The sequence below is a fragment of the Bacillus sp. FSL M8-0256 genome (genome assembly GCF_038005765.1).
In the GTDB taxonomy this organism is placed as follows: Bacteria; Bacillota; Bacilli; order Bacillales; family Bacillaceae; genus Bacillus; species Bacillus safensis.
Genome location: NZ_JBBOTU010000003.1, coordinates 14,346 through 32,921, shown reverse-complemented (window position 1 = coordinate 32,921; position 18,576 = coordinate 14,346). Strand labels below are relative to the sequence as shown.

At 38.2% G+C, this 18,576-nt stretch carries 15 protein-coding genes; 4 read left to right on the top strand and 11 right to left on the bottom strand.

The features are described 5' to 3' along the window. The 10 genes from NSQ76_RS20855 to NSQ76_RS20810 all read right to left on the bottom strand — a co-directional run. Positions 1-1,500: CD3337/EF1877 family mobilome membrane protein (locus NSQ76_RS20855; RefSeq protein WP_341055903.1), on the bottom strand; the 1,500-nt coding region annotated here is incomplete at its 3' end. Further along, positions 1,497-1,979, bottom strand: coding sequence for an LptM family lipoprotein (locus tag NSQ76_RS20850; RefSeq protein ID WP_341055902.1), 483 nt, complete (start codon positions 1,977-1,979; stop codon positions 1,497-1,499). The genes NSQ76_RS20855 and NSQ76_RS20850, both read right to left, overlap by 4 nt. Beyond that, complete coding sequence (locus NSQ76_RS20845) at positions 1,979-4,594, bottom strand: ATP-binding protein (RefSeq protein ID WP_341055901.1); 2,616 nt, start codon at positions 4,592-4,594, stop codon at positions 1,979-1,981. The genes NSQ76_RS20850 and NSQ76_RS20845 overlap by 1 nt, the downstream gene beginning before the upstream one ends. Continuing rightward, positions 4,591-5,061, bottom strand: a complete 471-nt coding sequence (locus tag NSQ76_RS20840) for a TcpE family conjugal transfer membrane protein (protein ID WP_341055899.1) — start codon at positions 5,059-5,061, stop codon at positions 4,591-4,593. Before NSQ76_RS20840 ends, NSQ76_RS20845 begins: the two co-directional genes overlap by 4 nt. Before the next feature lie 38 nt (positions 5,062-5,099). Further along, entirely contained in the window at positions 5,100-5,363 is a 264-nt protein-coding gene (locus NSQ76_RS20835) for a hypothetical protein (protein ID WP_048003466.1), read from the bottom strand. A 14-nt stretch (positions 5,364-5,377) separates the two neighbouring features. Next, on the bottom strand, positions 5,378-6,433 hold the full coding sequence (locus tag NSQ76_RS20830; protein ID WP_341055898.1) for a conjugal transfer protein: 1,056 nt from the start codon (positions 6,431-6,433) through the stop codon (positions 5,378-5,380). Between the two features lie 12 nt (positions 6,434-6,445). Further along, complete coding sequence (locus NSQ76_RS20825; protein ID WP_341055896.1) at positions 6,446-6,682, bottom strand: hypothetical protein; 237 nt, start codon at positions 6,680-6,682, stop codon at positions 6,446-6,448. A gap of 14 nt (positions 6,683-6,696) precedes the next feature. Then, positions 6,697-7,590, bottom strand: a complete 894-nt coding sequence (locus NSQ76_RS20820; protein ID WP_341055895.1) for a replication-relaxation family protein — start codon at positions 7,588-7,590, stop codon at positions 6,697-6,699. Beyond that, complete coding sequence (locus tag NSQ76_RS20815) at positions 7,587-10,298, bottom strand: ABC transporter ATP-binding protein (protein WP_341055894.1); 2,712 nt, start codon at positions 10,296-10,298, stop codon at positions 7,587-7,589. Before NSQ76_RS20815 ends, NSQ76_RS20820 begins: the two co-directional genes overlap by 4 nt. A gap of 535 nt (positions 10,299-10,833) precedes the next feature. Then, positions 10,834-12,912, bottom strand: a complete 2,079-nt coding sequence (locus NSQ76_RS20810) for a hypothetical protein (RefSeq protein ID WP_341055893.1) — start codon at positions 12,910-12,912, stop codon at positions 10,834-10,836. A gap of 716 nt (positions 12,913-13,628) precedes the next feature. Between NSQ76_RS20810 and NSQ76_RS20805 the strand changes: the two genes are divergently transcribed. Both NSQ76_RS20805 and NSQ76_RS20800 read left to right on the top strand, forming a co-directional pair. Then, entirely contained in the window at positions 13,629-14,849 is a 1,221-nt protein-coding gene (locus NSQ76_RS20805) for a ParM/StbA family protein (RefSeq protein ID WP_341055891.1), read from the top strand. A gap of 9 nt (positions 14,850-14,858) precedes the next feature. Beyond that, positions 14,859-15,266 (top strand): hypothetical protein, encoded by a 408-nt coding sequence (locus tag NSQ76_RS20800; RefSeq protein ID WP_341055889.1) that lies wholly within the window; start codon positions 14,859-14,861, stop codon positions 15,264-15,266. Here the strand turns inward: NSQ76_RS20800 and NSQ76_RS20795 are convergent. After that, positions 15,259-15,804 (bottom strand): hypothetical protein, encoded by a 546-nt coding sequence (locus tag NSQ76_RS20795; protein WP_341055888.1) that lies wholly within the window; start codon positions 15,802-15,804, stop codon positions 15,259-15,261. The genes NSQ76_RS20800 and NSQ76_RS20795 overlap by 8 nt on opposite strands. Before the next feature lie 346 nt (positions 15,805-16,150). Here NSQ76_RS20795 and NSQ76_RS20790 point away from each other — a divergent pair, with 346 nt between their 5' ends. After that, complete coding sequence (locus tag NSQ76_RS20790; RefSeq protein ID WP_341055887.1) at positions 16,151-16,558, top strand: hypothetical protein; 408 nt, start codon at positions 16,151-16,153, stop codon at positions 16,556-16,558. A 102-nt stretch (positions 16,559-16,660) separates the two neighbouring features. After that, the gene (locus NSQ76_RS20785) at positions 16,661-16,930 is read left to right on the top strand and encodes an AbrB/MazE/SpoVT family DNA-binding domain-containing protein (protein WP_341055886.1); all 270 of its coding nucleotides are present in this window, start codon (positions 16,661-16,663) and stop codon (positions 16,928-16,930) included. Positions 16,931-18,576: the final 1,646 nt, after the last annotated feature.

Below are 18,576 nucleotides of genomic sequence, written 5' to 3'. Positions count from 1 at the left end.
TCCGGTTCCTGTTTGATTGATAACTTCTGTTGCCGCAGCTGTTGCGGCAGCGGACGTTCCACCAGTAGCAGCGGCAAGACCTGTTTTCACTAATGCACTGTTCAATCCGTTAATGCTGTTTTGCAAATCTTTCAGATCGCCGCGGATCAAATCGAACATCCAGCCGTTTCCGGCTTTAAAAATACTCGTAATTCTCTTTCTGAGAAATATCATCAAAACAAACAGAATGAATTGCATGAACGCCAAAATTAAGTACACACTGATATTCCCTGCTGTTCCAATAGAGTACACAAGGAACCCTAGGGAGAATACAACCAGCACTGCAACCGTAGCCAATATTTTTAAAGCTAGTGGATATATAAGCTCAATGGAATAGCGTTTTAAAACTCCAATATTCTTCGGCCATGCTGCCCATAACAAAACAAACGGTGACACAAAGCCGATTAATAAAAACCAAATTTGAAAAACAATCACCGCAAGCGACAATAAATAAATCGGAATGCTTACTATTGCATTAATAGGAGAATAAACGAAAGTAAAGACGGCTCTTTCTGGAACACGTTCATAGGTCATCATCTTGTTTCCACTTTCACTTATCTCTGTTTGTTCAACGAATTCTTGTCTCTTTTGACCTTTTTTCATCGTTAACAGTTTATTAACGCGATCCACACCGATTTTATCAATATCTTCTTCTGCATATTGCATAATCAGATATGGCTTAACGATAAACAAATCCCAAATGTTCTTAGACATATCTTCTCTCACAGCTTCAGGTGTTCTATGATCTCCTGTTAAGCTATTTGAAGCTCCTGTCAAAATAAGCTGACTAGCCGTAGTGGAAATATTGTTAATCCCTTTCATGAAAGAGCCATAATTTGTAAGGATCATTAGCGCCAAGCTCAACACAAAAACTGTCTGTACAATCGTTGATATGCCACTAATTATTGCCCGTCTAAATGTCATTTGAAAAACTGCTACCAGTCCAGTAATCACAACAACAAAGCCTAAAAAACTACCGAATAACCCATTAGAGGAAAATGATGATCCCTCTACACCACTGATTCCCTGAACCAGCCTTTCAACTAAGTCAATCCACGCGTTGACAACATCCGTTTCAAATGCAAAGTTTAAAAAAGCAAGCATGATATTAGTAAACATTTTGTTCCATTCAAAAATCAGGTTCACCATCAAATTAATGAACTCAAAAAACTGTGAACTTATACCGTCTTTTATAGCATCCCCTGTCGCCCAGCTCTTTGCAGAATCCACAAATTGTTGAATTGCATTTTTATCCTCTTCATCGCCTGTTTTTGCTGATACATCTAAGTAATATACAGCTTTTTTTCCATCTTCCAGCTTTGAATAATCTTTAGGCACCAACGTTTCAGAGATATTTTTGTCTTCTTCCTTCTTACTGCTACTGTTTTCAGCTGCGGAAATAGATGTCGGTAATATAAGCATAAGCACAGCAAGAAGCAACAAGAGTTTTTTTATTTTCATTTGCTATCATCCTTAAATTCGTGGACTGTTACTGGTTCTTCATCACCCATTCCAGCCTTCATTTCATCGGCCTCTATGCCTCTTATTTTTGTACTCTTCCACTTTCCATCTTCTTTTACCAGAAGGACATTCATGTATTGAATTTCAGATAAATTGGGTTGATAAAACTTCAAATAATAGTACAGCTTTCCATCTTCATATTTGTTTGAATATCGTTTGATCTGATAACGTTCACCCATTTCATTTTTTGCTCCTGGATGAACATGTCTACCTTTTTCTACAATACTTTGGGCTTCTTTGATCAAGATTTTACTAAACAAATCATGATCACCTTCGACTTGTGCAACTATAAATTTGTAGGCTACTTCATCTGCTGCTTCAATGTCCTTTTGATTCTTACCACCTGCGGCTGATCCGCAGGCAGCAAGAGAAAAAATACTAATCGCAAATAGCAAGAATATAGCAATCTTCTTCATCATCAAACCCCCACCCCACTACTTTGTTTTTCTAATGACCTTGTTCTTTCGCGTTCTCTATCAGCTTCATCAGCGGTAGAACTATCAAACGCTTTAATGAAGTCCTGAAAGACTGTATTCACTTCAATCACTGCACAACGGCCATAAATGTCCTGAAATAACGCTTGACCACGTTTTAAATTTTTTAATGTCGATACATTGCTTGCCGTAACTGGTAAATTCAAAAACTGAAGCATTTTTTCGGCCTCTTCAGACTGATACAGCTGGAAGCAGAATTTCATACCGATGTTGGCTGCATTATCATAGTCACTAGCATTCTGCGTTCCTTTGATTAGAGTCGTGTTATAGTAACGCCCTTTACGTTCGATAAAGTCTAATTGTTCCGCACCTGTAACACTACGTTCAATCGTTTTAGCTTCATCCTGAACCACTATCTTATGGGTACCTTTTCGATCTAGCTTAAACATGAATTGTTTAGTGAACGCTGTAATCGAAATAAGGATTGCCTCAGATATTTTTTGAGGCGCGCGTATTTTTCCTGTCTGCCCTTTTTTAATGTCTGGCAGCTGCAAATTTTGAACCATTAAAACTTGAATAGGCTTTCCAACATCTAGGGTTTTATAGTCCTGGTTGATCTTTCCGAAAAGCAGCGTAGCCAGCTTATTTTTCTGTAGAGACTGTAACGATGTTAATAACGTTTCTAATGCCCTGTGTCTCTCATCACTCATATATTCTGGACGATTCTCATATTGATCCTTCAAGTGATTTATGACAACCTCAATACATGGATCATGAAAATCCCCTGCAACTTCAATCGCGTCACTCAACAATGAATATCTATCATCATCAAGCTGCACATTGGTTAAATACGTTAAAATATCGAGTGCTATATCTTTGGCGTCACTAATGTTTTCACTGGTTCTAAATGGATCAAGACAGCCAGCATCTTCTTCTGACTCTCCAAGAGTCCAAACCGAGATATATTCTTTAGGGATGAAGGGCAGCCCTTCAGCCCATCCAGCCCTATCTCCCTTGGGGTCTGTGATCATAACATGTGATCCAGTCAAAGCCCCAAGGGTAGCCAGTAAATTCATCAAAACAGATTTACCTTTACCTGTTTCACCTGCGATCATCATTGACAATGAGTCAAAGACGTTTTGAATATTGTCATAGGCTTTTGCAGCCAAATCTGGCTGAATGAAGACCGGCTTTTTAAGTTTTTTGGTAAAACCTATTGGGAACCCCCTGCTGTCTCCAATATTTGTTGTTGCGCCAAACATAGCAGAAGCAATAACACCAGCTGACACCGTTTGAAGGTAATCGGTTGTATATCTTTTTGATCCAGGTATAAATTCCATAAAATAAGAAATAGCTTCACCGTAAGGAATCTGCAATGTTATTCCCTTTTTACCAAGTTCAGTCCGAACCTTTTCTACTCTTTGTTTTAGCTCGATCTTATCCCCTGCTGTTACTCTTAACACAATTGAGATATCGTAAGCTGGCTCACCACTTTGTGCAAACATAGCTTGCATCTTAATAGCCCCTTGTTCTGAAGATGCTGTTTTTTCATCAATGTTTGCCCCAACATCTCTCGCCGTTTTCCGTTGATCTTCAAACTCTAAAAGTGCATTTGATAAATTCTTTTGAATTTCCTCATTTGATTTATAAAACGCTCTGATAGATGTTCCTACTGGAAACGGCAAGTCTGTTTGAATTCTGTAAAGCCATTCGGTTCCTGGATGCGACACGACTGTATTCATGCGGCTGACAACGAGATATTGCACATATTGTTCTTTGATCTCGTTATCTACAAGTTTCCTCAACCTTAATGTTTTCGGATCATACTCTTCCACCTCTGCCGATTGCAGATCGAGAAACAGCTTTTTATCGGGTCTAACGGCTTGATAAGTCCTGCCGGTATAATCAGTTCCTTCTACATCAACACCTATTTTGCTAATAGATGAACTGTATTCGCCCCCAGGAACCGAAAAGCTATATTCAGTTAAAAAGAGCGCTTCAGCAGTGCTAATTGGTCGTACAGGAGAAGAAAAAGCATCTGATAGATCAGAAGCTATAGTAGCAGCTTGATCCTTAAATGCCTGAATTTCAGACTGCAATATATCAAACCTTTCTAAGCCAACTGCTTTATACACTGGTGAATTGATCCCCTTTAAAAATTGTTTGAAGGATGCAAGAAGTTTCGTTCCTTGGTTCCCATCAATATACACATTTTTCTTAGGATCAAGCTGTATACCAAAATAACTTACATATTGGTTCGTATCACTTTGATAGACACTTTCTTTTATAGTTGCTTTAAGGGCATTCAGATACCGTAAGCCATGCTCTTTTAATTCATATTCTTTTCTTTTCACTTCTTCAATTGTCTGATCAATGATTTTAGTTACATCCATTTTGAATGGTATTGACAGCAAATGAAGGTCGTATTGATTTTTTGTAAGAAGAGCCATTTGATTCTTAAATGGCTTTTTCTTTTGTTCATTATCTCTGAAATCATAACCATATCCTTCTATATGGAAGTACGCCCATACAGTACCATCAGTGCCAAAAACCAAATTTTGCTCTATATGTTTTACAGGAAAATCAGCGAATTGCTTCATTTGGTTTCCTCCTTACTTGAATAAGAGACATAACCTCTCATACTGATAATTTTTTGTTTCTCTTTCTCTTTCTTTTCCGATCCAATCGAAAGCAACGGATTAAAGCGATATGTTTTTGCCTTTTCTAATTCTTTTCCTCGATAATAGGTCACTGCTTTAGCCTTTCTTATTTGATAAGAGACATATGATCGAAAATAAGAAACTGGCGCTCTCCCTTCCGTTCCAACAGCTGTCAACAAATAAGAAATGAGAGCAGGAATCATAAAAACAATAATTGGTGGCAGCCATCTAAGGACTAAATTAAGAACAGGGATGAAGTACCAAATAATAAAAACCACATTGAAAAACAACCAGTATAATATTGACTTGAACTTTATTGGCCGCCCCCAGTTTTTTTTAGCCAAACCGTATACTTTTCGGTCAAACTTTAAAAAATCATTCAAAACATATGATCTTATCCGTTCCAAACAAATCACACCTTTCAAAAAAAAGGAGCTGAATATCATCAGCTCCCAATATCAATTAAATTTTGCACACTCTTTGCCAGTGATTCCATAATTTCTGGGCGTTCTACAAAAATCATTGCCACAGAGACACCTAATAAATACAAAACCATCATAATCCAAGCTCTTTTCCAAATAAATCCTAAAAGAACAATGGTTAAGACTACATAGATCAATATCTTTATTTGACCTTGAAACCACTCAAAACCACTAGAGATATCAAAAGGCCCTGCATTTAAAACCACCAGAGATATTAAATCATTCATTCTAAAAACCCCCGTTAATTAATCTTTGTTACAACGTAACGACTTCCTCGCTTTTCTAAAACCAGATCATAATCATTGGTAAATTGAGTTTTTGTTGCAGGCTCTTCAAATATCGCCTTAGCCTTTACACGAAAACCATTTCCCTTGTTCGAGAAAACATCTGCCGATGCGACTTTGACAAAATTCATTGAACCATTCAATCCATTTTTCACATCTTTATCTTCTAAAACATATGAAAGTTTGTTCATCGGATCAGTAGCGTAACTGCTGAAGAATGTGGCTAGAAAAGCGTTAATTTCCTTTTGCGTTTTACTATCTCCAACAGACTGCAATTTTTCTTTGTTTGTATCCTGAATTTGATTTGTCTGATCAATTTGCTCATAACGCGGCAATTCATATACAGCATATTGGTGATTCTTATAATAAACAGGAACAACGAAATATTTCGACAAACCTTTTTCATCTGTTTTTGTCTGCTTTTCCTTCACTTTCTTTTTCTTTTTTCCGACCTTTTTAATTACTTCTTCTTCCCACTTTTTCGTTACAGTGCTATTCACTTTTAAAGTGATAGCAGCCTTATCCTTAGATACTTCTTCTACTCTATAAACCTCTGCACTATTAAAACGCGAACTATAACTAGCAGAGTCTAAGTCCAGACCAGCCTGCTGGTCTAATCCTTTAACTAAATAAGGCTTTAACCGTTCTGCTCGTTTCCCTGCATCTTCCTCTTCTTTAGACCATGTGAAGTATTGTTTAGAAAAATTTTCAGCAAATTGCACTGCTTCAGGTTTCGTCGCTTGGTTTTGTTCAACTGCTGCAATACTGGCACTACTTTTCTTAGAAGAACCATTGACAGCTAAAATCATCATGAACATAACAATCATGCTTACAAAAACAAACCAAAAAGCTATAACTCCAAATTTCCTTGCAAGTATTCCCGGCGGTCTATGAGCCTTTTCCGCCTTTACTTTTCCTTCTGAAGAACGCAAGCTATTAAACCAATGTTTTAAAGCTGCGATCTTTTTCTTTCGTTGTTCCTTCCTCTCTTCTTTCGAGATTTTCGGTTTCACTTTAACCCTCCTTTATCGTCTAGCTGGCATTCCTACCGTAGTCGCGCCAATCAACACCACTATTAAAAATAGTGTAGGAGCAAGACCTATCTTGGCAACGGACGTGTGATATAAGCCAATCACAGCACGCTTTGCTTCTTCCCATATAGGAACAGTCTCAGGAAAAAATGCGAATACTAATTTCCCGATCACAAGCAGCAGCAAGATACCAATGACTAGGGAGAATAATTTCCTTAATATAAAAAACATGGGATCGCCCCTTTTTACATCTTCTTTTTATTCTCAGGATCACTTAGATAACGGTAGATTGATCCGTATGGCGCTTCTAGCACTTCATCAAAGCTAGTAACCATTACGGATACTTCAGCACCTTTTTCTTCTCCCCTAAGATCCCGCAGCGTTTTTTTAGTCTTAGATTCATTAGCACCGATGAACAGAACTTTAAAATGCTGCACCGGATATTCAAAACCCACTTTTCGATCATATTTTGTTAACAGTTCATTTTTCCTTACGAAAAACTCATTATACTGTTCCATTTTTCTAAGGTTTTTTTCACGAGTGGAATAACTTCTTTCCATCTCGATCATCAAACCCAAACACTGCTCAGAACCTTTCTTACCTATAACAATAATTCCATCCGGTCTAAGCTTTCTTACCTTTTTCTCACCTTTGTCTGTGTATTCATAGAAAGCTCTTGCCTCAGTTACCCATTCTTTAAACTCGAGTCCTGCTTCTTCAGCTTTATTCTCAAAAGCTTTTACAACCTCCGCAATAAGCAGCTGGTGTTGATAAAAGGGAGCCAGTTGTCTAGTCCATCTATTATTCCAATGTGTAATGCCCTTCAGTTCATAAACCATATCAACCCCGAATTTAGTTAGAGTGAAAATCTTACTTGGCTTTCTGTCAGAACTACTAGCAGGTGCATTAAAAGCCTTGATGTAACCAGCGTCTTCCATCTGCCTCAAACGTCTGTAGAAAGTATTCATACTCCCTAGATGGCTGTATATGTGTTCTCTAATAAAATCCCTATGCAAATATATAAATGAGTGAAGATTTATCAAAAGTTCTCTATCTTCTTCTGTCAAATGAACATAATTCATGTTTTGCCCCTTATCTCTTACTTGTGGTGGTGTAGGAGCAACATTCCTTTTGATCATTCCATAAAACTCCATTCAGCTTCTTTTTGATCAGAACCCTCTTTTTTATTTTTTGATTCATCAAGTGAAGGTTCATCTGCTTCAACAAACTGAAAATCATTTGTCGAACTGATAGATTGAGAGGCATCACTTTGAACTTCTTCAGTGTCAAGGTCAAGGTCGCTAACAATTTCCTCTTCAATAGGGGTGCCGTTTAGATAATTAGATATTGCTTGATCTATTTCTTTTGTAGTCAGCCCGTTTTTGCTTTCTAATTCAGCTGCTTTAGATAACGTCCATGCAGTTGATTCGCGCAATTGTTCAGAATCATCAAATGGGGCTACAGTTCCATCAGGTTTATATCTATCTAGTGGCGGCACATCTACAACAGCATTTACAGATTGTTCAATACCGTTGAAGTAATCTCTGGTTTTAATAGCGCATCTTAGAGTAGGTAAGTTCCCAAAAAACGCCTCAGACAGCGTATAAACGTCTTTATCGTTAATCGTGACCTTAAATGCTTCAGCTGCCACTTTCGCCCCTGGCGGGCCTTGTTCACACACAAACATGTTCCCCGCAATATTTACTAATGCTTTTTGAAGAGGAACTGGCAAGCTATCAAGCTCTTGTGTACTGATACCTAAGATCAAACCTTTTTTACGCATTTCTTTGATAATCTCAGGTAAGATGGTGGCCGGCACACGCTGCGCCTCATCTATACAAAATTGATGCATTAAAGGCTTAGGCGGACGCGTATCTGCTATACGGTAATACAAATACGTTAAATAGCTGCCAATCAATCCCGTTTCCTCTTCGCTCATACCAGAGAAATTGTAAAATATGATATGACCTTCATCCATCCACTTTCGGATCGGTAACCCGAAAGAACTTTGCCCGAACAATCTTCGCAAAAAATCGTTAGAGTAGAATATATCAAGACGATTTAAAATCGCATGTTTTGATGTATCTATCATGTCCGGGGCTTCGTCTTCCCAAAATGAAATAATATCTTGGTTTTTAGGGTCACGTTCTAATCTAGCCAAAACAGCCCTTCTAAACTTCGTATCGAGCAATAAAGGCCGTATACCTAGAATCGTGTGATTCTGCCCCTTATCAGCCACTAACGTGGCAATACAGCGTTTCAACATACGTTCAGCCTGCGGAGCAACGGCAAATTCACTTTCTCGAATCACTCGCATAATCTGATCGACCACGAAAGCATCCGATTCCCCTTCCATCTGATAAAGCAAATTCATCCCTAAAGGGTTATTTGAATTTTTGAAGTTAATCCAGTGAACCTTATCCCAATTGATCTCTTTACCTTCTTTTTCAGCCTTCAGTAAATAGTTTAGGATTATCTCAGCAGTTTCAAGGGCAGGATCAATAAAGCTGAAGCCAGACGCTTCTTTCTCATTCATAAAATTGTCTGCAAAAGACTTGAAAATGTGATTCAACAGTGTTGACTTACCTGAACCTGTTCTACCAGTCAGCCCCCAATGTTTTGTAAGAACATCCGGCATAATTTTTACTTCCCGATCATCAATAATCGGATGAACCATCGTACCAAATGAAATACCTAATGGATTTGATAACACATTATCAGGCAGCGACTGTAGACCTCTTGATAAGTGAGGGATATCCTTGCTCAGTTTCTCGATAAGTCCACTTCCATTGAAATGCGGCAAATGAAATAAATTAGCAAGCTCTGAACCAGTCCATACCATCTGATACGGCATCTTTTGCGGAAAGTACGTGACTGATCTACGCCACCGTCTATACCTAATTTCATTTACATCAGCCATGACCGCAGCCAAAGCGTTACCAACATTTTTCAAGGTAGAGACACCATTTTGGTGATCTGCTGCAATAGAGACAAGAACATCAAAAGCCACTTCATTACCTGAAAAACGCGAAAAATAGGATCTGATTTCTTCACTTTCAAATGCGTTTCGGTCCTTCGCCTTCTTCTGACGAATTTCTTCTTCTGCTTTCAAAATGCTTCTACGCAGCTTCCAGCCATCGTTAGGTGAAAATGTTATTTGCATCCAAGTATCCGGCTTCATGGAATTAAAAACTCCTGGTAACTGATCATACTTATAAGACGCTAAAGACAAGTTAGCTTCTAATTTTTTGCGTTTAATCTTCATTCTTCCCCCAACAGCTTTCTCAGAGGGGAAAGCTATATCCTCTGCCGGATAAAACTCGGATCGAGAATACAGGGAAGATAAATGCGTCTTTAGAGCATCAATTTTTCCTTGATCAGCACCTAAATAAAAAACATATTGATTCCCTTTACTTGAATGCCTTCTCATATGAACAACAAAGCTAAACCATTCTTTGCCGAAAACCAATCTTTCCAAAGGTTTTCTTTTCGATCCATGAAACCTTCTAATCATTTCCCCTAAAGAATCAGGCTTTACCCCATCATCAGCGTGAGGAATAATTTGCAAATACGTGAATCTTCTCTTGTTCCAAAAGTGAACAAAGAGCGCTCTTGAAACAATCAATAAAACGAAAATAAAACCAATCCAAAACAGGAAACCTCCCACCTCAGAAATGGTATCTAAAATCATTTTTTCACGTTTCGCAGTCAACCATAAATCCTTTTGCCAATATCCAATAACTAGAAGAACGACCAGAAAAATAGGTACAGTCAATTTCCAATTTTCCAGAGCTTTACCGACTGCTTCTTCTAATTTTTCATCAGCTTTTGTTCGCTCATTTCTCACAAAATATCACCTCGTTATCTTGATGAAAATCCAAGATAACTGAGACACTTTTTTGACAGAAATACAGACAAGATAAATCTAAGGTGAGACCGTACTTTGGCAGGTGAGTTTCTATAGCCATGCTTAGGAGCTTTAGCGACTTTGCATGGCTGTTTTTTTGTTGTCAAAGAGCAGAATTCAGAGTCCAGAAAACCGATCCGACATGCCGCCCTCAAATGGGGTTGTAGTTCTAAGAATCTTCGCGTCTTGAATTAACATTATGTAAATGTTAATCAGACGGAAGAGCATAGAACAAGTTACATGAATATTATCCCATGGAAAACCCTTATAAAACAAGGGAAAAAAGCCCTATTTAGTGTGGAAATATCAAGTTTAGTAATAAACCTAATATTTTACATGATATTTCCAAGTGATTACACATGATATTTCCACGAAGAAATCATAAATAATGTACAATGGTTAATGACTAAAACACTGTGGTGGTGTAGGTCATGCAACATGTGCCAGCTGTTAAAAATGCAGCTGGTATTTTTGTTTATTTCAAAGCTGATAAACCGAATTTTTCATACCATTTTCTGCGTGAATTTTGTATCTCACGCTTATGAATTTCAGCCTCTAAATCAGTTAAAAACAACTCGATATTTTCACGATCTGGAATCCATTTTAGAAAAGATTCATCAGAAAGTTCCTCCCACAATTTGAACAGTCTGACAAGCGGAACAGATTCCATATATTGTCTTAAATTTTCCAGTTCATCTTGCCTGAAAGCAGCCAATTTTTTACGCACAACACCATAGAAATACTTCAAGAAACGGTCAGGATCACCAGACCAATCATGAGCAATAGGTGTACCAAAATAATCAAAAGCAACTGCCGCAGAAGTGCAGGCTAGAGATACATAATCATGATGGCCAGCAATCGCACTAGGACGGATGCCCAAGGAAGAGAAAGCCAGACGCACGCGCCCCCAAGCAGCGAAGATGAAACGGCCATCAGAGAAACCGCGGTTGGAGAAGGCTGAGACAAAGAGAGCCGGGACACAGGAAGGAACAGCAGAAAAGGCAGAAGTCGTAGAGGCTACAGCCTCAGAAACACGACCAGGGAGAGCCTGCCCACCCGCACCCTTACTAGTGTTATTAGAGAGTGGGACATTTATTTTGTCATCATGGGATTTCTGGACGATTGCTGCTGGTTGCTTATGATCCTCTGTTGAGACCTCATCAGAGCCATTTTGTTGCCCCTTAGAGTCGTTTAAATGCTTCTCATGGGGTTTTGTAGGGTTGTCCTGTTTTGAAGGCAATGTAATTAACGTGAAGCCCCCACGCCCCTTTTTTGTTTCCATGATTAATAAGCCCTCTTCAAGCATATTTTTAAGGACTTTACAGAAGGTACTGAATGGTATTTGAAGCTCTTTTGCAATAGATCGCTGTGAGCCAATTAACGCTTCATGAACCTTTAAATATTTAATGATGTCTTGCTTATACTCATAATAATGGCTTCTCACACGCTCAGAGCGCGGTTTAGCCATTCTGCTATTCCAATAAATCTTTTCAGGATACTCTTTTCCTGTTAGATACTCCGCAGCTTCTTTGATAAAGCTGTAGCTCACATAACGATCTTCAGATCGATAAACGGACCGAATTTTTGTTAATAATTTAGATTGGCTCATTCGCTTCACATTGTTAGCATTCCAGGAGAGCAGACGCACAGACGCTTCACGCTCAGTCATGCCAGACAGCTTATAAGCGCATGCTAAACTAAAAGACACTCTATCTCTCATGTCATCGAATCCACCGCGCTGCACGTCTCTAAAAGCTTCAGACTGCATAAGCGCACCATTGTATGTATTGAAGTTAACTGCCCCACTAAAGCGATCCCCACGTTCTGCAAATCTACGTTCACAATCAATGGCATACCAATCTGTAAGGCTATTAGAAGGCACGCTATATCCTTCATAAACAACATTTTGCTCATTTGGCGCTCTAAAGTAATGTTCAGCGCCTACAGCTGCTAAATCTCCCCCGATTGCCTGTGCGATCGCCTTCTGCATGCGCGTGTAAACGGCGGCCGCCTTTCGTGTCGCTCTGATCGGGTCCTGATAAACCCAAAATATATGGTAGCCTCCACTTGGGCTTTTTAAGATAGTTGTAGCTTCAGGTAATCCCGCATTAGAAATACGGCCAAGAACGTCCACAAGAGTAATCCCTTTGTTATCAACGTTTTCATTGCCTTTCACATCAATTTCAATGCACATAGCGTTGATCCAACGCAAATTTGAGCGTAATTTCCGGTCATTTCTATAGAACGTGTTGTATGTAATATGAGTGATATGACCAGCTTCAATATGTTTTTTAAACGTTTTGTAAGTACGCACCGCAAACTCCTGGCTAAAGTCTCCTTCAGGAACCAGGAAGGCATAAGCGTAGTCTTTAGCATATTTGTGTTCATATTCTGCCTTCCTTGAAGCAGCTTTAGACTTTGGCGCTGCTGTCATTTGTGATTTAAAAATCCCTTCCAGCGGCAGCGGCATAGAAAGCAATTTTGCATATTTCAAGCTGTCTTCAGGAGCTTGCATATCGTTTTTATATTGTTCTATCAATCTATCAGCAATCATGGTTTGCACCTCCGTTTCCGGCAACAAAAAAGAGCCGTTAGTAAGCGGATTCGCTCACCCAACGGCTCTAAATCTTGAAAGGTACAACCCTATTTATATGTCGATTTATCGGAAACCAAGGAAAAATTTGCAGATATTTTGAGTTCTAAATATCTTGCAACTTCACAAGGATACTGATATGATAAAGACATACAATTTGAGTATGTTCTTTCAAGCTCGTTGGTTTGGAGACCTGGGGAGCTTGAATCCAAAAAGTCAGTGTTGGTAGCACTGGCTTTTTTCCTGTTCTATTTTATTTTTAGAAAATTCTGAATTGTTTGATATACTTCAAATCTCTTAAAATTTGATCTGTTACAACCGATAATACTAGATTTGGGCTAATCCGTCCACCCTACTCAGGATGAGAGAAAAACGTCCTATAAACAAAAATGATATCTTTTTTAATACTTATTTGATATCATTTTAACATAAAACCTCTTTCTATCCAACAGTTTAAACAAAAAAGATATCTTTTTTGTATCTAAAATGATATCTTTTTTGTTCATCTTCATTGCTCTTTATTCCCACATGATTTATAATGATTAAAATGATATCAATTAACAGTTTAAAATGATATCAATTTTGTTCTAGTGATTTTTTGAATTTTTTTCTTAACACTTCTTTAAAACCCGAAGTGAAGACCGTTTAAAATCCAATAATGTTAAAAGGTGGTTATTATGAGTAAACAAAGTACAACCGAAACACGTAACATTGAACTAGCAGCAGATATCGGAAACTCAAAAATCAAAATGATTTTTGATAGAGACGCAAAAAACATTCTTCGTGAAGATAGTGTTATGCGTGAAATCAGCAGTGCTCCAGCAGTTGATGAAACAGATGTAAACAAGCTGGTTCAAAATCTATTTGATGAATTGCTAGTGCATATCACAAGTCCAGCAATCGAATACCCAAGTCTATTCACGATTGGCAAACGCGCGCTGACAAGCACAGGCGGCCTTATAACAAACATGAACATTAAAATGGGAGACAAAGATGAACAAGACCTTCCTATAGTAAACCTTCTTTCATATATTGCGGCAAAAGGGGTCAAGGATCATTACAATGAGCAAAGGGAAATCCCTTCAGTCCTTACGATTGATTGTGCTCTTACAACAGCAATTCCGGCTTCCCAATATTCAGCAGACAAAGCAAGAAAAATGGAGGAACGTTTCTCAAAACATACTCACATTGTCGTTGTTTACGTTGGCAATCTGCGATCTACTGTGCAGATCACCTTTAATCGACATATAAAAGTTACAAGGGAAGGCGTACCGGCTCTATATGCAATACTAGAAGGGCCAGCTGAATACTTTAAGAATTATAACGAACTGTATAACACAAACATCACAAGTGGAACTGTATTTGCAGATAAAAAGATGCTGCATACAGATATCGGGGATGGTACAACAGAATCCGTCTATACTGAAGGTATGAAGCCTATCTCAGACGCTTGTACAGGGGAAGACTTAGGGGTTGGATATGCCACAGAAGAAGCTATCCGTTCACTGAATAAAAAGTATGGCGGGAAGTTTAAACTAATGAGACAACAACTCATGGCAATCATTCAAGACGAATCAGACAAGTACCATGACGATGCTGTAAGAGCATTGGAAATCGCAAAGCGTGCTCAATCAAGAGAGATTTTACACATGATCCAAAATAACTTTCAAGAAAACACAGGTATGCAAGCCTCTATTCTGCCTGTTTATGGCGGTGGCAGCATCATCTTCAAAGATACCTTATACGAACCATTGAAAAAATTTGCTGAAAAATTCAAGCTGCAAGTTCTTTGGATTCCTGAAGAGTATGCTGCTGATCTAAACGCTTTAGGACTTAACATCTTGAATACAAAAGTGTTCTTAAAAGATGAAAATAAAGTGCAAACTGCATCTAAATAGGAGAAGACCATGAAAAGACCTCCAAACAAAGACCGTAAATCCTTCTTGTTTCGTTTTGATGATGAAGAAAAAGAGCGTATCAATGAATGGATGAATCATCAAAAAAATATAAATGCTTCGCTATCTATCATTGTTAATGCATTTATTGACCGATTTGGCGTAGAGACAGACATTGATACTCATGAAGTCAGAAAGAAAATCACACTAGACAATGAACGCATTCTAAAAAGTGAATTGCCTGAGCTTAGTACATCCGCGTCCAGTGACTTAATGCAAATGTTAAGCGCGGCGCTCAATAATCAAACAGGCACCACAGTTCATGAAGAAAAGGACGAATCACAGCAGCAAGATCAAGATAACTCTAATGATACGTCAAATAACTTAGAGTACGGTGACGAGCTAAAAGACCTCATCTAAATAAAAGCCTCTTCCAGAGAGGCTTTTTTTCTTTGGTCGCTACTACTTCATTTTGCCCCTTCTCTAGCTCTATTTGTTGTTGTTTATCATCCATCAGCTGCCGAAACTGTTTCATTTTTATTTTATCCATCATTTCTATATGGTCTGATAACTTTTGATCCATTGCCTGGATCATCCTTTCATTACTGGCCGCCACACCCTCTTGAACAGCATTACTAATCAGCTGCCTCAACTCATCTACTGAAAGCTGAATTTTTGCGCCACTGGCGCTTGTACCGATTGTATGATCTTCAGGATCAAGGTGTAAGATGTTATAAATTGCTGTTTCCAATGACTCCTGTCCATCTTCTAAACGTTGTTTGATTTGCTTCAGCAATTCTTGATCCTTCTCAAAAAACATCCTGGCATCTTTATGTCGTTCAAAACTGTATCCTGCTTTCTCCATAGCACCACACCATCTTCTTAATGAAGAAGTTGATATGTCCAATTCTTTCGCAACAGCCTGAGCATACAGAAACGTTCTATCATTCTCTTCCACATTATCACCTCAATAACAATTACTTGATCGCTAGAAAAACACCTTTAATAACCGTAAGACAAAATTAGACACCGTTCAGACGCTTGCGTGCTTGCATTTACGAACAAACATACACGAATCTATAAGATAATTGCGTCAGAATCGCCCTCTACAACACACTAAAAAATTCCATTCATTCTGAACCTAGAGCTTTCTTTTTCTATCCGTTCAGACGCGCAAACACATGACGATCAAACGTCTAGTCGCCTCTTCAGATGCAAGTTATAGACATATCAAGACATGAATGTTTTACTTTAGTTATACATACAAAGAATGTCAGAAATCCAAAAGAAAGGAGCTCTAATATATGAGTAGATCACTAAAGAAAACATTACAATTAGCTGAAACTAACGCTAGAGAAATTAGTGCTGATCTTGAAAGTCAATATCCTTTAAAGAGCGACATGTGGAAACTATATGCAAAACACCTCGCAAGAGGCTTAGCGAGATTTACAGATGAAGATTTTGAAAGCGAGAGGCTTAATGAACGCTTAAAAGATTTAATATCAGCATTCTTTATTTCATGTAGAGATAACAGACTCAACAGCATCGGGGAAATTGACCATATGTCCTGGATGGAAAACGAAGTAACGATGATTGACCTCATGGATCAATACAATATCCTTAGAAAGTACGACAATTCTTATGTATACTTGCGTAACGGGCAATTCACTAGGATTAATGATCATGAAGCAGATAAAACAGTGATACGTTGATACACCTGCACATGCAGACGCTTAGTGTGTAGACGTTCAGACGCACAAACGTATGACGCGTAAGCGACGTGCAACTTGTATTTTGAAAGGAGATATATATGCATGAAAAATACTGGCGTAGTACGAAAAGTAGATCAGCTTGGAAGAGTTGTGCTTCCTAAAGAATTAAGAGATAACTTAAACATTCACGAGTCAGAACCTATGGAGATTTTCGTTGACCAAGAAAATATTATTTTGCAGAAATTTAAGAAGGCTGAAGCGTGCTTAATTACTGGTGAAATATCAGAGCAAAACATAAAGCTATCCAATGATATTGTATTAAGTCCTGAAGGGGTTCGTCTTCTATTAGAAGAATTAGCGCAAAGACAGTAACGATCATTCGTGAAATCCTGTCTCATTAATAGACGGCCACAATTTTTTATTCGGTTTTTATACTAAGTACCTGGATCCTGATCAATTAAAATGTTCGGATAATACACACAAGAAAAGAAGCCATTAATGGCTTCTTTTTTCTTTCTTATATCTTTTTAAATAAAAATTCCTGATAATGCTTGATTTTTTACACAATAAAGGTTCCTATCAAATCATAGCGAGAGAAACGCTATATTAATGACGAGAAGGGTGCCAAGGCTGCCGATCGTCTACCTGCTGCAACAAGCTTCATACACCTGCCACTATTGAGATAGAAAGAAAAAGTGGAATGAATCCAGAATAAGCAATAAGAAGCGTTATATTAGAGATAAGAGGGATGCCAGGGCTGCCGATGTCTGCACGCTGCAACACTCTCTGTACGCTTGCCACTATTGATATAGAAAGGGAAAAATGGTGGAGTCCAGAAAATGCAGTGAGAAGCGCTATATTAAAGATAAAAGGAGTGCCAGGGCTGCCGATCGTCTGCACGTGCAACACCAGCTGTATGACCACCACTATTAAATTGAGATAAACATATCTCATACTTTAAAAGATCATGTGTAGACGCACTATGTGACGAGTAAGGAGTTTTATGGGGATAGGGGATTTGAGAATTTTACCGTTTCGATCATATACTAGTCGTGTTTCAATAGACATGCTGGTAAAATGTACATAGAGACGTTAGCAAGCGATAATCCTCCACCCCTTATCTTATAAAAGGGGGTGAATGAGCTATGGCGAAAAAAGGTAACAGGTACAGTAATAGGTCTGAAAAAAGACAACACCAGAAAGTCCAAAAGTCCAAAAGAAGAATAAGGCTGCTATTAAAAGCAGTTGGAAATTTCTTCTCCATGGTACTGGGGATTCTAGTCAAAATCCTCATTACTTGGCTGATGGACCATTGGAACTCCTGGTTTTAAAAGAAGCGTCTAAAAGCTTTCACCAATAGGATCAAGTAAAGGTAGCACAACCTTTTTCTAGTCAATTAAGGTTGTATTGTCACGTTTCTGTTTCATGGAGGGCTACCTTTGCTACTATCCTAAATATTAGTGTTATCTTGAGTATATGTTTTTAAACATGAAAAAAGCACACAGTAGTCAGCTGAGTGCCAATAGTAAATCATTAAGTTTCATTGTAAATGGTGAAACCAAATTCAATCACCAATTTGCACTTCCGTCAGAGCTATGGCAATTGCTTGATCAACCTAGTCAGGGTCGATCTTAGTAATAGGTACACATTAAGTATAAACGAATGGGAATGACACTTCAAGAATTTGATCAAAAAAAGCTCAATTTTGGATAGCCTGAGAACGAATTTAAATGATGACAAAAAAAGCTGATTTATTTGGCTAGTTAGAGTACAAATTTTAAGCATGTCTAAAAGCTGATTTATTTTGATCAAGTTAGAAGCTTTAAATGTGTACTAATAGGTGGCAAAAATAAGACAAGCAACAGAAAATCATATAACGAAGCTTAAATTAGTTCAATCACTGATTAGATATGAAATATGGAGCTATATGGAGAAAAACAGAGATCGGCCTTTTCTTAATGAAGGCCGATTTTTTGATTATTTCCCAAACCCGAAATCACTCCTGAAGACGGAATTTG

Bases quoted from the DNA above. Each gene is read 5' to 3' on its own strand.
- NSQ76_RS20850 (WP_341055902.1), bottom strand. From the start codon at position 1,979: ATGATGAAGAAGATTGCTATATTCTTGCTATTTGCGATTAGTATTTTT.
- NSQ76_RS20845 (WP_341055901.1), bottom strand. From the start codon at position 4,594: ATGAAGCAATTCGCTGATTTTCCTGTAAAACATATAGAGCAAAATTTG.
- NSQ76_RS20835 (WP_048003466.1), bottom strand. From the start codon at position 5,363: ATGAATGATTTAATATCTCTGGTGGTTTTAAATGCAGGGCCTTTTGAT.
- NSQ76_RS20825 (WP_341055896.1), bottom strand. From the start codon at position 6,682: ATGTTTTTTATATTAAGGAAATTATTCTCCCTAGTCATTGGTATCTTG.
- NSQ76_RS20820 (WP_341055895.1), bottom strand. From the start codon at position 7,590: ATGATCAAAAGGAATGTTGCTCCTACACCACCACAAGTAAGAGATAAG.
- NSQ76_RS20810 (WP_341055893.1), bottom strand. From the start codon at position 12,912: ATGATTGCTGATAGATTGATAGAACAATATAAAAACGATATGCAAGCT.
- NSQ76_RS20805 (WP_341055891.1), top strand. From the start codon at position 13,629: ATGAGTAAACAAAGTACAACCGAAACACGTAACATTGAACTAGCAGCA.
- NSQ76_RS20800 (WP_341055889.1), top strand. From the start codon at position 14,859: ATGAAAAGACCTCCAAACAAAGACCGTAAATCCTTCTTGTTTCGTTTT.
- NSQ76_RS20790 (WP_341055887.1), top strand. From the start codon at position 16,151: ATGAGTAGATCACTAAAGAAAACATTACAATTAGCTGAAACTAACGCT.
- NSQ76_RS20785 (WP_341055886.1), top strand. From the start codon at position 16,661: ATGAAAAATACTGGCGTAGTACGAAAAGTAGATCAGCTTGGAAGAGTT.